Origin of the sequence: Bradyrhizobium sp. in8p8 (genome assembly GCF_000426845.1) — a bacterium.
Lineage (GTDB): Bacteria > Pseudomonadota > Alphaproteobacteria > Rhizobiales > Xanthobacteraceae > Bradyrhizobium > Bradyrhizobium japonicum_C.
This window is the reverse complement of record NZ_AUGD01000001.1, coordinates 484,428-496,586: the sequence shown is the minus strand read 5'-3', so window position 1 is coordinate 496,586 and position 12,159 is coordinate 484,428. Positions and strand designations below refer to the sequence as shown.

Below are 12,159 nucleotides of genomic sequence, written 5' to 3'. Positions count from 1 at the left end.
TGCAGGAGTCACAATGGGCCTCGGCTCGGCGGGGCACGAAAGCGAGACTAGTCATGGACGCCAAAGGGCCCAACGCCAACTACTCCACCGAAGACCGCATCGGCGTGCTCGAAGAGCTTCTCAATGAGCGCTACTCCGTCCGCGCGTTCCTTGCCAAGGAAGTCGATCGCGCGATCATCGAGCATGTGCTGACCACCGCGCAGCGCACCGCGTCATGGTGCAACAGCCAGCCCTGGCAGGTCGTCATCGCCAGCGGCGAGGCCAAGGAGCGCTTTCGCAAGGCGATCTACGCGGAGGCCTCCAAGGGGCTCGGTGATGACTACGACTTCACCCCGCCGCGCGAATATGTCGGGATATATCTGGAGCGTCGCCGCGAGAGCGGCTTCCAGCTCTACAACACGCTCGGCATCGCCCGCGGCGACAAGATGGCTTATGCCAAGCAGGCGCTGGAGAACTACAATTTCTTCGGCGCGCCGCACGTCGCCGTCATCCACACCAACGAGCCGCTCGGCATCTACGGTGCGATCGATTGCGGCGCCTATGTCAGCAATTTCATGCTGGCCGCGCAGGCGCTCGGGCTCGGCACGATACCGCAGGCCGCGCTCGCGCGGCATTCCGGGTTGATCCGCCGCCACTTCAATCTGTCCGACGATCGCCGCGTCGTCTGCGGCATTTCGTTCGGCTATGCGGACAATGCGCACAAGGTCAACAGTTATCGCACCTCGCGGGCGAGCTTGGGCGAGACCGTAACGTTCGTGGACACGTGAACGCCTGCCCTGAGCTCGACGCCCTCGGTGTAGACGTGCCAAAGACGGCCGTCGATACGGCCGTCTTTCAGCATTTCCGGCTCTTAGCCGCCGCTGCCGCCGATCACGGCGCGCACCGTCTCGTCGGGCCCGAAATCCTCGGCGCCGTCGACATAGAGCAGCGCGGCGAGCTTCGAACGGGCTCGGTTGACGCGGCTCTTGATGGTGCCGACCGCGCAGCCGCAGATCGAGGCTGCGTCCTCATAGGAGAAGCCGGACGCGCCGACCAGGATCAAGGCTTCCCGCTGATCTTGCGGAAGCTTATCGAGCGCGGTGCGAAACTCCTCGAATTCGAGGTGCGCATTCTGCGAAGGCTGCGTCTTCAGAGTCTTCGCATAGTTGCCTTCGGCATCCTCGACCTCGCGCCGCCGCTTGCGATAATCGGAGCGGAACAGGTTGCGCAGGATCGTAAACAGCCAGGCCGGCAGGTTTGAGCCGGGCTGGAACGAGTCGATGTTGGCGAGGGCACGCAGCAGCGTCTCCTGGACGAGGTCGTCCGCGCGGTCCGCATTGCCGCTGAGCGATATGGCGAAGGCGCGCAGGCTGGGCACGGCCGCCAAGATGTCGTTGCGCAGGGAGTCCGTGAGAGGCATTAATCCCTCCCATTGTTGTTGTCGTTGGATCCACCCTCATTTTCCACGTGGGGAGTCGCTCCTGGCGCATCAAGCTTCTTGATCAGTTCTGCGAACCGATCGGGAACCCCTTGCCGCACGACATCATCGTACATGGCCCGCAACTGGTGCCCGATCCGGGATTGAATCTCCGGAGTGAGGCCTCCCTTGCCGGGGGTCGTGCTTCTGCTGGCTTGAGACTTGAGATCTTTCATGACCTGTTCCACGTTTCCCCGAGTTAAGTTACTGTGAAATCGAGAAGTTTTCTCAACCGGGAGCCGTTCCCTGGATAGGCACAATTCCAGCTGCGCTAAAAAGTTCCCAGTTCGTCGGAACTTTTCTCGGCCAGAGGCGTAGTCAGCCCAGCAGGGGAACCTGGGCCCCCCGCGTGACGCCTCGTCGTGTAAGGTTGGCCCGAAGACGAATGGAGTGGGGATGTCCCGTTCACAGCTTGTTGCTGAACACTTGCCGTTGTTGCGCCGGTACGCGCGCGCCCTGACGGGCAGCCAGGCCTCCGGTGACGCCTATGTCGCAGCCATGTTGGAGGCCATGCTGGGAGACCCGTCGGTGCTCGATGAGAGCCATGGGCCCAGGGCTGGCCTGTTCCGGCTGTTCACGCAGATCTGGAATTCGGTCTCCGTCAACGACGATGCCGAGGTGACGACCCTGCCGATGCCGCCGGAGCGGCGGCTGTCGAACATCACGCCGTTGCCGCGCCAGGCCTTTCTGCTGCTTTCGCTCGAGGGCTTTTCGGAAGAGGAAGTTGCCTTCATTCTCGGGACCGACGTCGCGGAGACGCGGCGGCTCGCGGATGCTGCAGGACGCGAGATGGCCGCCGAAATCGCGACCGATGTCCTGATCATCGAGGACGAGACCTTCATCGCGATGGACCTCGAGAGCCTGGTGAAGAATCTCGGCCACAACGTCGTCGGCGTCGCCCGCACCCATGCCGACGCGGTGGCCCTCGCCAAGAACAAGCGGCCCGGCCTGATCCTCGCCGACATCCAGCTCGCAGATGGCTCGTCGGGCCTCGATGCCGTCAACGAGCTGCTGCGCACCTTCGAGGTGCCGGTGGTCTTCATCACGGCCTATCCGGAGCGCTTCCTCACCGGCGAGCGGCCCGAGCCGGCATTTCTGATCTCAAAACCGTTCCAGCCCGCGATGGTGTCGGCGGTCGCGAGCCAGGCCCTGTTCTTCCAGCGCAACTCGCGCAACCGCACGCCGAAAGCGCCGGCGGCATAAGGCGCCATTTCGCGAAACGATCTGATCCGGCGTGCTGCAAGGCACGCCGGATTTTTCATGCCGCCGCTCGCGCTTGACGCGGATCGACTTCGCCGCTCATACCTCATGCCTTGATCCCCGTCGGAGATTTGCAATGGACCAGCGGCTCCTCGATCGTCTCACCATCCGCGACCTCGTCGAAAACTGGGCGGTGTGGCGCGACGCTGGCGACTGGGAGCGCTTCGCCACGGTGTGGCACGAAGAGGGCTGGATGTCCGCGACCTGGTTTCAGGGACCGGCGCGGGATTTCATGCGTGTCAGCCAGGAGGGATTTGCCAAAGGCGTGCGCATCCTGCACTTCCTCGGCGGCACCAGCATCGACCTCTCCGGCGCACGCGCGATCGCCCAGACCAAGATGACGATCTCGCAGCGCGCACTCGTGCACGACGTGCTCTGCGACGTCGTCTGCACCGGGCGCTTCTATGATTTCCTGGAGAAGAGGCAGGGCCGATGGGGCATCGTCCGGCGCCAGCCAATCTACGAGAAGGATCGGATCGATCCGGTCGATCCCGCCGCGACGCTGCGCCTCGATCAGCAGGCGCTCGCCGTGCTGCCCGAAGGCTACCGTCACCTCGCCTATATGCAGGAGCTGATCGGCTATAAGGTCAAGCGCGACATGCCGGGCCTCACCGGATCCGAAGTCGAGAAGCTCTATGACGAAGGACGGGCGTGGCTGGCGCGGCCGGCGGAATGACACCAGACAAAAGTAAGGCGCGACTGGCATCACCACAGTCGCGCCCTACGTCGCCGGCCTATGGGGCAGGGGGGAATAGCCGGCTGCTGAGACGACTCCTGGTCGCGGAAGTCGTTCCCCCAAGTGCGAAATATTTTTGTGCCTGCGGCCCTTTTCGCACACGGTTAAGTGATCGTAACGGTCAAGAACTCCCGCTCCTGCGGCGGCGTTGTTCCCGCGATCGCCATGGGGGCGAGGGATCGACAGCCATGTCACAGATTCAAAAGGTCTTTTTGGGTGCCGTCGCGATCGTCGCGACGCTGGGTGCCGTGCAATTGGCGTCTGGGCACGATCTGGCCGACCGTTGGCAGGCAGTCGCCGATATCCCCAGCCACAGCTCGATTTCCGCGCCCAGCCAGAACGTCAATCGCGCCGCGAAGGCGGACCGTCTCGCTGGGCTTAAGCCGGCGCCGGTTGCCACGCGCACGGTGTCGATGCGGCTGAACGACCTCGCCGAGACGTCCGTGCTGCTGCGGGTCCCCGCGACCATCGAGACCGGCAACGCCAAGCCGCCACTGCTGCTCCAGAACCAGAAGAAGGTGCGCAGCAAGCCAACGATCGCCTGTGAGCCGATGGTGAGCTCCCTGACCGAAGTCGCCAAGCTTCTCCAGCCCGGCCGCTGCGTGACCTGATCTGCGCTCTCAGGACGACAGCACCGCCGGGCGATCGCTTCACATCCTCTTGATCCGTCATTGCCTCGCGCTATATCCGGGTTCCTTCCCTTTTGTTTTGACCGGGTAAGCGCATGACGACGTCAGATACGGCTGTGCATACGCAGCCTTTCCAGGCCGAAGTTTCCGAACTGCTGCACCTGATGGTGCATTCCGTCTATTCGGAAACCGACATCTTCCTCCGCGAGCTCATCTCCAATGCCTCCGATGCGTGCGACAAGCTGCGCTACGAGGCCATCGGCAGTCCCGCCCTGCTGGGTGAGGGCGACGCCCTCAAGATCCGCATCATCCCGAACAAGACCGCCAAGACGCTCACGATCGCCGACAACGGCATCGGCATGGAGCGGCAGGAGCTGATCGACCACCTCGGCACCATCGCCCGCTCCGGCACCAAGGCGTTCGTGGCGAAGCTGAAAGAGGCCAAGGACGGGCTCGGCCTGATCGGGCAGTTCGGCGTCGGCTTCTACTCCGCCTTCATGGTCGCCGAGAAGATCGTCGTCGTCAGCCGCCGCGCCGGCGAGAGCGACGTCTGGACCTGGAGCTCCCAAGGCGGCTCCGGCTTCGAGATCGCCCGCGCGAGCGACGAGGACGCCGCGCGCGTGACGCGCGGCACCGAGATCGTCCTGCACCTGAAGGACGATGCCAAGAAATATCTCGAGACCTACGAGATCGAGCGCATCGTCACGGCCTATTCCGACAACATCCTGTTCCCGATCGAGCTCGTGCCCGAAGAGGGCGAGCCGCGCCAGATCAATTCGGCGAGCGCGCTATGGCAGCGGTCGAAATCCGAGCTGACGGCGGAGGACTACAAGAAGGCCTATCATCAGATCGCCTCCGCCTTCGACGACCCCGCGATGACGCTGCATTACCGTGCCGAAGGCCGGTATTCCTACGCCGTGCTGCTGTTCGCGCCCTCGACCAAGCCGTTCGACCTGTTCGAGCCGAACCGTAAGGGCCGGGTCAAGCTCTACGTCCGCCGCGTCTTCATCACCGATGACGCCGATCTGTTGCCGGGCTATCTGCGCTTTGTCCGCGGCGTCGTCGACAGCGAGGATCTTCCGCTCAACATCTCGCGCGAGATGCTCCAGAACAATCCGCAGCTCGCGCAGATCCGCAAAGCCGTGGCGACCCGTGTCGTATCCGAGCTGGAAAGCCTTGCCGAGAAGGACCCGGAGAATTTTGCCAAGATCTGGGACGCCTTCGGCGCGGTGCTGAAGGAAGGCATCTATGAGGATTTCGAGCGGCGCGAAAAGCTGCTCGCGCTGTCGCGCTTCACCACCACATCGGGCGAGAAGCGGTCGCTGAAGCAGGTCATCGCCGATTTCAAGCCGAACCAGACCGAAATATATTACCTGGTCGGCGACAGCATCGAGCGGCTGAAATCCAACCCACGGCTCGAGGCCGCGACCGCGCGCGGCATCGAGGTGCTGCTGCTGTCCGACCCGGTCGATGCCTTCTGGACTTCGATGCCGTCGGAGTTCGACGGCAAGCCGCTGAAATCGTTGAGCCAGGGCGATCTTAATCTCGACCTGATCCCACGCATTGACGACAAGGATGAGGCGAAGAAGGAAGAACCGGCCGCGGATGAGGCCGCCACCATCGCCGTGATCAAGGCTGCGCTCGGCGAACGCGTCAGCGACGTCAAGGCCTCGACGCGGCTCACCAGCTCGGCCTCCTGCCTCGTCGCCGACAGCCAGGGGCCGAGCCGCGAGCTGGAGCGAATCCTGGCGCAGCAGAACCGCGGCATGAAGACCAAGCCGATCCTCGAGATCAATTTGCGGCATCCGCTGGTTACCGCGGTCACCAAGGCGCAAGCAGGCTCGAAGGTCGTGGACGATCTCAGCCTGCTTCTGCTCGAGCAGGCGCAGATCCTGGACGGCGAATTGCCGGAAGATCCGGCGGCGTTCGCGGCAAGGCTGAACCGGCTGGTGTTGCAAGGGCTCGGCGCGTAGCCGCTGGTTCGGCCGTCAACCCCGGCTATGGCGAGGGCGAGTGCTGCGAGAGCGCTCCACTCACCTTGCCGTCATCTCTCTCTAGGAACAGTCGCCTCCAGCGTGGTGTTATGCCATATGAGGTGACTGAGGTGACCGGCATCCGTGCCGGCGCCGTGTTCGATTCGAGGATTTTTTCCATGCGCTTGCCGATACTGACCGTCACCGCAATTGTGACCCTATTCGTCGCGGCCGATGCCAGCGCCCAGACCTATGATCCGCGCTATCCCGTGTGCATGCATGTCTATACGCCCGGCGGCTTCGGCGGCGGCGGCGATTATTTCGACTGCTCCTTCACCTCACTGCCGCAGTGCCGAGCCTCCGCCTCGGGCCGCTCGGCGAGCTGTGACCTGAATCCCTATTACGCCTTCGACCAACCCCCGCCGCGCCCGCGCAAGCGACAGAGGCAACAGTACTAGCGGTCCCACGATGCGGTTTCCTCGGATCTTCTCGTCCTGTGCTTCGCTCGCCCTGCTCCCCGCCGTCGGCGCTTCGCTTGTGATTGCGCCCTCCCACGCGCAGACCTTCGATCCACGCTACCCCGTCTGCATGCACGTTTATTCCGGCGCGAATGGCGGTGGCGGGGAGTGGTACGACTGCTCCTTCACATCCATCCCGCAATGCCGCGCCACCGCTTCGGGCCGCGCCGCGACCTGTGACCTCAATCCATATTATCCCGTCAACGCACCGCCGCGCCATTTGCGCCGCGGGCGAAGCGGCTAGCGCCTGCCTGGCGTTTCGGCGCCGGTGCTGGCGTAACAGCTGAGCCGCCAATTTCGTTGGCCTTGTGCGGGCCGTCTCGTGCAGCCGGCGGGCTGGTAAGGAATGACTAGCGTTAATCGCGCACTAACCGGCTTTTACCCTGCCCCTTAACACCTGGGCAGGGCGGTGCGGGCTAAGATCGGCGAACCAGCAGCCATGGCCCGAGAGAACAACAGCATGACCACCGCTGTCATCGAGCAAGCGAAATCCGCGCGCGCGCCGTCGGCGTCGAAGATCTGGCTGAAGGCGATCGAGCTCACCGCACGGATCGAGACGCTGCCGGGACGTCTGTTCGCCGACGTCGTCGACGATTGGGCGCGACGCCAGCCCGATCGCGCGGCGCTGGTCACCGACATTGGCGCGCTCGATTACGAAGGCCTGTCGAAGCGTATCAATCGCTACGCGCGCTGGGCGCGCTCGGTCGGCCTCGTCAAGGGTGATACCGTCGCACTGATCATGCCGAACGGCATCGACTATCTCGCGGCATGGCTCGGCATCAGCCGCGTCGGCTCTGTGGTCGCGCTGCTCAACACAAAGCTGGTGGGGCAGTCGCTTGCGCATTGCATCGATGTCGCCGCACCCCGACACATCATCGTCGCGCATGATCTTTCGGAGGTGCTGGAGAGCGCGAAGCCGCATCTGAAGACGCAAGCCAAGGTCTGGACCCATGGCGATGCCCGCGGCGAACGTGCGATCGACGTCGCGCTTGCCGTCCTGGACGACGGCCCGCTCGCGCCGGACGAGCACGGCGATGTCAGCATCGAAGATCGCGCTCTGCTGATCTACACATCGGGCACCACGGGCCTGCCGAAAGCGGCCAGTATCAGTCACCGCCGCATCCTCAACTGGGGCTTCTGGTTCGCTGGTCTCACAGGCGCGACACCGCAGGATCGGCTCTACAACTGTCTGCCGCTATTCCATTCGGTTGGCGGCATCGTCGCCCCATGCAGCATGCTGGCTGCCGGCGGCTCCGTGGTGATTGCGGATAAGTTTTCGGCTTCGAACTTCTGGTCCGACATCGTGCGCCACGACTGCACGCTGTTCCAGTATATCGGGGAGCTCTGTCGCTATCTGCTGAAGGCGCCGCCGTCGGAATATGAGAACCGCCATCGCCTACGGCTGGTCTGCGGTAACGGCTTGCGCGGCGACATCTGGGAAGACTTTCAGGCTCGTTTCGCCATTCCGCGCATCCTCGAATTCTACGCGGCAACGGAAGGCAATTTCTCGCTGTTCAATGTCGAGGGGCAACCTGGCGCAATCGGGCGCATCCCGCCGCTGCTCGCGCATCGCTTTCCGGCCAGTCTCGTCAAGCTCGACCCCGATAGCGGCGCGCCGCTGCGCAGTGACGAGGGCCTCTGCATGGCCTGCGCCCGCGGCGAGGCCGGCGAGGCCATCGGCCGCATCGGCACCGCGGACCAGGGCGGCGGCCGATTCGAGGGCTACACCGATGCCGACGAGACCGAGAAGAAGATCCTGCGCGACGTCTTTGCCAAGGGCGACGCCTGGTTTCGCACCGGCGACTTGATGCGGATGGACGACAAGGGCTTTTTCCATTTCGTCGACCGCATCGGCGACACCTTCCGCTGGAAGGGCGAGAATGTCGCGACCTCGGAGGTCAACGACGCCGTGCGCGATTTCACCGGCGTGGTCGACGCCACCACCTATGGCGTCAGCATACCCGGCGCCGACGGTCGGGCCGGGATGAGTGCGATAGTCGTGAACGAGGGTTTTGACATCACCGCGCTGCCTGCTCATCTCGCACTTCGCCTCCCGGCTTACGCCCGCCCGGTCTTCATCCGTATCTCGCGGGAGCTCGACGCCACCGAAACGTTCAAGCAGAAGAAAGGCGTTCTCGCGCGGCAGGGGTTTGACCCCAGCGCGATCTCCGATCCGCTGTTCATGCTCGAGCCGAAATCCGGCGCCTACGTCGCGCTGGATGCCGAGGTCAATGCACACATCAACGACGGCACGATCAGGCTGTAGGCCTGCGGAAATCAGCAGATAGGTCCAATTTTATCTGAATTGTCCAAGAAGCCATTTACTTCTGTCGGGTAAACAGACGGTCATGGGGAGGCGGTCATCAAGAGCCGCCGTAACACGAATTGATAATGAAAAGCGAGCCAGCCATGTCGGTAAGGTCAAAGGTCATCGAAGCCATTCAGCAGATCGCCAAGGAACAGCACGTCGCGCTTCCTGCGCTCTCGGACGATCTGTCCCTGCACGAGACGGGCTTCGACTCGCTCGCCTTCGCGATCCTGGTCGCGCGTCTCGAGGACGAGACCGGCGTCGACCCCTTCACCATTTCCGAGGACGCAGCGTTTCCCGCCACCGTCGGCGATTTCGTGCGGGCCTACGAAAATGTCCCCGCGTGAGATCTTCGCGCTTCGCGATCATCTCGGCGCGGAGCTGAAAGGCCGCACGATCTCCGATGCGCACGACGTCGTGTCGCTGACCGACATCCTGTCGCATACGGTTCTGGGCGGCCGGCTGCGCGAGCTGTCGGGCCGCGCCGTGCTGCTCAAGCTGTCGGACCAGCTCCGGTCGGGCCTTGCCATGATCGAACTCGACGGCGTCGCCCGTCGCATGCTGCTGTGCCCGCCCGATCTCAACCCGGCGCATCTCGACGCGTTGGTCGCGGATGCCGGAATCGATGCCGTCGTGACGGACGAGCCGGATCGTTGGGCCGGCACTGGCGTGCCGCTGGTCGTCACCGCGCAGTTGCCGCTTCAAGCCACCGCGCGGACCAGGACCGAACGCGCCACCGAATGGCTGATGCTCACCTCGGGCACCTCGGGCGTGCCAAAGATCGCCGGCCATACGCTGGAAGCGCTGACAGGCGCGATCGTTGCCGAAGGCCCCGCACGCGGGCCTGCGCCGGTATGGGCGACGTTCTACGACATCCGCCGTTATGGCGGTTTGCAGATATTCCTCCGCGCCGTCCTCTCCGGCGGTTCGATGGTGCTGTCCGATCCCCATGAGGCACTCACCGATCACATCGCGCGGCTGAACGCGCGCGGCGTGTCGCACATCTCCGGCACGCCCTCGCACTGGCGCAAGCTCCTGATGAGCGGCTCGGCCGCGCAGTTCGCCCCGGCTTACGTCCGTCTCTCCGGCGAGATCGCCGACCAGGCCGTGCTCGACGGCCTCAAAGTGGCGTTTCCCCATGCCTCCGTCGGCCACGCCTATGCCTCGACCGAGGCCGGCGTCGGTTTCGCCGTCAATGACGGGCTCGAGGGATTTCCGGCCGACTATCTCGGCAACCGCAATGGCGTCGAGATGAAGGTCGTGGACGGCTCGCTGCGGATCCGGTCGACACGAACAGCCCACGCCTATATCGGCCGCAACGCCGCGGCGCTCACCGATGATGAGGGGTTTGTCGACACCGGCGATATCGTCGAGCTGCGCGGTGATCGTTATTACTTCGTCGGCCGCCGTGGCGGCATCATCAACATCGGCGGGCTGAAGGTCCACCCTGAGGAGATCGAGGCGGTGATCAACCGCCATCCCGCCGTGCGGATGTCGCGCGCCAAGTCTCGCCGCAGCCCTATCACCGGCGGCATCGTCGTCGCCGATGTAATTCTTGCCGAGGGTACCGATCCGGCGCACGCGAAGGGGATCCGGGATCAGATCCTGGAGCAGTGCCGCGCCCAGCTCGCCTCGCACAAGGTGCCGGCCGTGATCCGCTTCGTCGAGGCGCTCGATGTCACCCCGGCCGGAAAACTGGCGCGCACCGATGCATAATATTCTCGTCACCGGCGGCAGCCGCGGCATTGGCCTGGCGATCGCCAGGCGGCTCGCCGGCGCCGGCTTCAACGTGGTTGCGGCCGCACGGCGCGAGAGCGAGGAGCTCAAGAGCGCGATTGCCGAATCCGAGGGGCGCCTGCATTTCCGCTCCTGCGATCTCGCCGTGATTGATGCAATTCCGGCTTTCGCGAAACTCGTGCGCGACGAGTTCGGCCCGATCTACGGCCTCGTCAACAATGCCGGCCTCGGCACCGAGGGCCTGCTTGCCACCATGCACAATTCCGAGATCGAGGCGCTGGTGCAGCTCAATGTGCTGTCTCCGATCATCCTCACAAAATATGTTGCGCGGCAGATGATGGCGGATGGTGCGGGGCGCATCATCAACATCTCCTCGATCATCGCGACCACAGGCTACAACGGCTTGTCGGTCTACGGCGCGACCAAGGCCGCCGCCACCGGCTTCACCCGCTCGCTTGCGCGCGAGGTCGGCAAGCTCGGCATCACCGTGAACGCGATCGCTCCGGGCTTCATAGACACCGAACTCACCCACAATCTCTCCGACGAGGGCCGCAAGCGCATCGCCGGCCGCAGCGCGCTGCGCCGCTTGCCGGAAACGGACGACATCGCTCGGATGGTGGAATATCTGCTGGGGGAAGGCGGCCGCAATGTCACCGGGACGGTGTTCACCGTCGACGCGGGGAATACGGCATAAGCGGAACCCGCCCGTCGTGATCGTGTTGATCCGGCACAATGACATCTGTCCGGATCTGGTCGTAAGATGCCCCGCAATCGATTGGGTTACGTCAACCGATCTGCCCTAATCGACAGGGAGCAGTCCATGACCCCGCCAAACATGACCGCTTCACACCGGAGTCTGCCGGAGCAATCCCGGACGGAGCCGGATGATGTCCGCTGTCCGCCGATGACGCATCAGAATTCCGGCAGTCACGGCCATGAAATGTACCCACAGCAATTCGTGCGCCTGGTCGGCTGTCGTGATGCGTCGCTCGACAGCCTACGCAAGCGTCAAGAGGACAAGCTGCACTAGCCGCTCACGTTCGCTGCTTCGGCGAGTCCTTCGGCAGGTCAATTCGCTGCTGTGAGAATTCCGGCGGCCCCTCGGTCAGGCGGCGAATGCGGCGTTCGCGTTCGTCGGCCGGCAATGCGGGATCGAGCAGCGCCTCGATCTCGTGTACTGCGATCTCCTCGATCCTGGTGGCGCTCGATTCCGTCGGGTGTACCGGCGGGACGACCGGGGGCGTCATCTTCAGGCCCAGTTCGATCAGCTTGCAGATCGCATCCGAGCGGGTCAGGCCATGAGCTTCGGCCCAGGCATCGACGGCTGCCGTCAGTCTTTCGGGCATCTTCACCGCGCTGACTGGGTCAATGCCCGTGCGCCGGCGGACTGGAGAGCCTGAGTCCTTGCGGCCAAAGTCGGACACCTCGATCATCCCATGCACCCCTTTGAGCTGAATGACGATATCCGGTCTCCCCAGACGGCCGTTTGACGCCGATCAATGACCCGCCGCGGAATCGCAAGCGCCGGCATCTTGTTGTCCG

General features: G+C 64.0%; 15 protein-coding genes. 12 read left to right on the top strand and 3 right to left on the bottom strand.

Annotated elements, in window-relative coordinates:
* The first annotated feature begins 53 nt into the window (after positions 1–53).
* On the top strand, positions 54–767 hold the full coding sequence (locus K408_RS0102350; protein WP_024337324.1) for a nitroreductase: 714 nt from the start codon (positions 54–56) through the stop codon (positions 765–767).
* Positions 768–850: 83 nt separating this feature from the next.
* On the opposite strand, the gene K408_RS0102345 is transcribed toward K408_RS0102350, so the two are convergent.
* Both K408_RS0102345 and K408_RS0102340 read right to left on the bottom strand, forming a co-directional pair.
* Positions 851–1,399, bottom strand: a complete 549-nt coding sequence (locus K408_RS0102345; RefSeq protein WP_018316216.1) for a sigma-70 family RNA polymerase sigma factor — start codon at positions 1,397–1,399, stop codon at positions 851–853.
* The gene (locus K408_RS0102340) at positions 1,399–1,632 is read right to left on the bottom strand and encodes a NepR family anti-sigma factor (protein ID WP_024337325.1); all 234 of its coding nucleotides are present in this window, start codon (positions 1,630–1,632) and stop codon (positions 1,399–1,401) included. The genes K408_RS0102345 and K408_RS0102340 overlap by 1 nt, the downstream gene beginning before the upstream one ends.
* Positions 1,633–1,852: 220 nt before the next feature.
* Between K408_RS0102340 and K408_RS0102335 the strand changes: the two genes are divergently transcribed.
* The 11 genes from K408_RS0102335 to K408_RS37520 all read left to right on the top strand — a co-directional run bounded on the left by K408_RS0102335 (position 1,853) and on the right by K408_RS37520 (position 11,647).
* Entirely contained in the window at positions 1,853–2,659 is an 807-nt protein-coding gene (locus K408_RS0102335) for a response regulator (RefSeq protein ID WP_024337326.1), read from the top strand.
* 133 nt (positions 2,660–2,792) lie between these two features.
* Positions 2,793–3,392 carry a nuclear transport factor 2 family protein gene (locus K408_RS0102330; RefSeq protein ID WP_024337327.1) on the top strand — a complete coding sequence of 200 codons (600 nt, stop codon included), beginning with the start codon at positions 2,793–2,795 and terminating at the stop codon, positions 3,390–3,392.
* Between the two features lie 248 nt (positions 3,393–3,640).
* Positions 3,641–4,063, top strand: a complete 423-nt coding sequence (locus K408_RS0102325) for a hypothetical protein (protein ID WP_024337328.1) — start codon at positions 3,641–3,643, stop codon at positions 4,061–4,063.
* 113 nt (positions 4,064–4,176) lie between these two features.
* Positions 4,177–6,054 carry a molecular chaperone HtpG gene (gene htpG, locus K408_RS0102320; protein WP_024337329.1) on the top strand — a complete coding sequence of 626 codons (1,878 nt, stop codon included), beginning with the start codon at positions 4,177–4,179 and terminating at the stop codon, positions 6,052–6,054.
* 179 nt (positions 6,055–6,233) lie between these two features.
* Positions 6,234–6,512 carry a DUF3551 domain-containing protein gene (locus tag K408_RS0102315; protein WP_024337330.1) on the top strand — a complete coding sequence of 93 codons (279 nt, stop codon included), beginning with the start codon at positions 6,234–6,236 and terminating at the stop codon, positions 6,510–6,512.
* 10 nt (positions 6,513–6,522) lie between these two features.
* Positions 6,523–6,816, top strand: a complete 294-nt coding sequence (locus K408_RS0102310) for a DUF3551 domain-containing protein (protein ID WP_024337331.1) — start codon at positions 6,523–6,525, stop codon at positions 6,814–6,816.
* A 216-nt stretch (positions 6,817–7,032) separates the two neighbouring features.
* The gene (locus K408_RS0102305; RefSeq protein ID WP_029673882.1) at positions 7,033–8,838 is read left to right on the top strand and encodes a long-chain-acyl-CoA synthetase; all 1,806 of its coding nucleotides are present in this window, start codon (positions 7,033–7,035) and stop codon (positions 8,836–8,838) included.
* A gap of 143 nt (positions 8,839–8,981) precedes the next feature.
* Entirely contained in the window at positions 8,982–9,227 is a 246-nt protein-coding gene (locus tag K408_RS0102300) for an acyl carrier protein (RefSeq protein ID WP_007597226.1), read from the top strand.
* Positions 9,214–10,596, top strand: coding sequence for a class I adenylate-forming enzyme family protein (locus K408_RS0102295; protein ID WP_024337333.1), 1,383 nt, complete (start codon positions 9,214–9,216; stop codon positions 10,594–10,596). The genes K408_RS0102300 and K408_RS0102295 overlap by 14 nt, the downstream gene beginning before the upstream one ends.
* Complete coding sequence (locus K408_RS0102290; RefSeq protein ID WP_024337334.1) at positions 10,589–11,311, top strand: SDR family NAD(P)-dependent oxidoreductase; 723 nt, start codon at positions 10,589–10,591, stop codon at positions 11,309–11,311. Before K408_RS0102295 ends, K408_RS0102290 begins: the two co-directional genes overlap by 8 nt.
* Before the next feature lie 126 nt (positions 11,312–11,437).
* Positions 11,438–11,647 carry a hypothetical protein gene (locus K408_RS37520; RefSeq protein WP_035697809.1) on the top strand — a complete coding sequence of 70 codons (210 nt, stop codon included), beginning with the start codon at positions 11,438–11,440 and terminating at the stop codon, positions 11,645–11,647.
* Between the two features lie 4 nt (positions 11,648–11,651).
* Here the strand turns inward: K408_RS37520 and K408_RS0102285 are convergent, their stop codons facing one another.
* Positions 11,652–12,050, bottom strand: coding sequence for a hypothetical protein (locus K408_RS0102285; RefSeq protein WP_024337335.1), 399 nt, complete (start codon positions 12,048–12,050; stop codon positions 11,652–11,654).
* Positions 12,051–12,159 lie beyond the last annotated feature (109 nt).

Coding starts and splice junctions, on each gene's coding strand:
- K408_RS0102350 (WP_024337324.1), top strand. CDS start 54: ATGGACGCCAAAGGGCCCAACGCCAACTACTCCACCGAAGACCGCATC.
- K408_RS0102345 (WP_018316216.1), bottom strand. CDS start 1,399: ATGCCTCTCACGGACTCCCTGCGCAACGACATCTTGGCGGCCGTGCCC.
- K408_RS0102340 (WP_024337325.1), bottom strand. CDS start 1,632: ATGAAAGATCTCAAGTCTCAAGCCAGCAGAAGCACGACCCCCGGCAAG.
- K408_RS0102335 (WP_024337326.1), top strand. CDS start 1,853: ATGTCCCGTTCACAGCTTGTTGCTGAACACTTGCCGTTGTTGCGCCGG.
- K408_RS0102330 (WP_024337327.1), top strand. CDS start 2,793: ATGGACCAGCGGCTCCTCGATCGTCTCACCATCCGCGACCTCGTCGAA.
- K408_RS0102325 (WP_024337328.1), top strand. CDS start 3,641: ATGTCACAGATTCAAAAGGTCTTTTTGGGTGCCGTCGCGATCGTCGCG.
- htpG (WP_024337329.1), top strand. CDS start 4,177: ATGACGACGTCAGATACGGCTGTGCATACGCAGCCTTTCCAGGCCGAA.
- K408_RS0102315 (WP_024337330.1), top strand. CDS start 6,234: ATGCGCTTGCCGATACTGACCGTCACCGCAATTGTGACCCTATTCGTC.
- K408_RS0102310 (WP_024337331.1), top strand. CDS start 6,523: ATGCGGTTTCCTCGGATCTTCTCGTCCTGTGCTTCGCTCGCCCTGCTC.
- K408_RS0102305 (WP_029673882.1), top strand. CDS start 7,033: ATGACCACCGCTGTCATCGAGCAAGCGAAATCCGCGCGCGCGCCGTCG.
- K408_RS0102300 (WP_007597226.1), top strand. CDS start 8,982: ATGTCGGTAAGGTCAAAGGTCATCGAAGCCATTCAGCAGATCGCCAAG.
- K408_RS0102295 (WP_024337333.1), top strand. CDS start 9,214: ATGTCCCCGCGTGAGATCTTCGCGCTTCGCGATCATCTCGGCGCGGAG.
- K408_RS0102290 (WP_024337334.1), top strand. CDS start 10,589: ATGCATAATATTCTCGTCACCGGCGGCAGCCGCGGCATTGGCCTGGCG.
- K408_RS37520 (WP_035697809.1), top strand. CDS start 11,438: ATGACCCCGCCAAACATGACCGCTTCACACCGGAGTCTGCCGGAGCAA.
- K408_RS0102285 (WP_024337335.1), bottom strand. CDS start 12,050: ATGATCGAGGTGTCCGACTTTGGCCGCAAGGACTCAGGCTCTCCAGTC.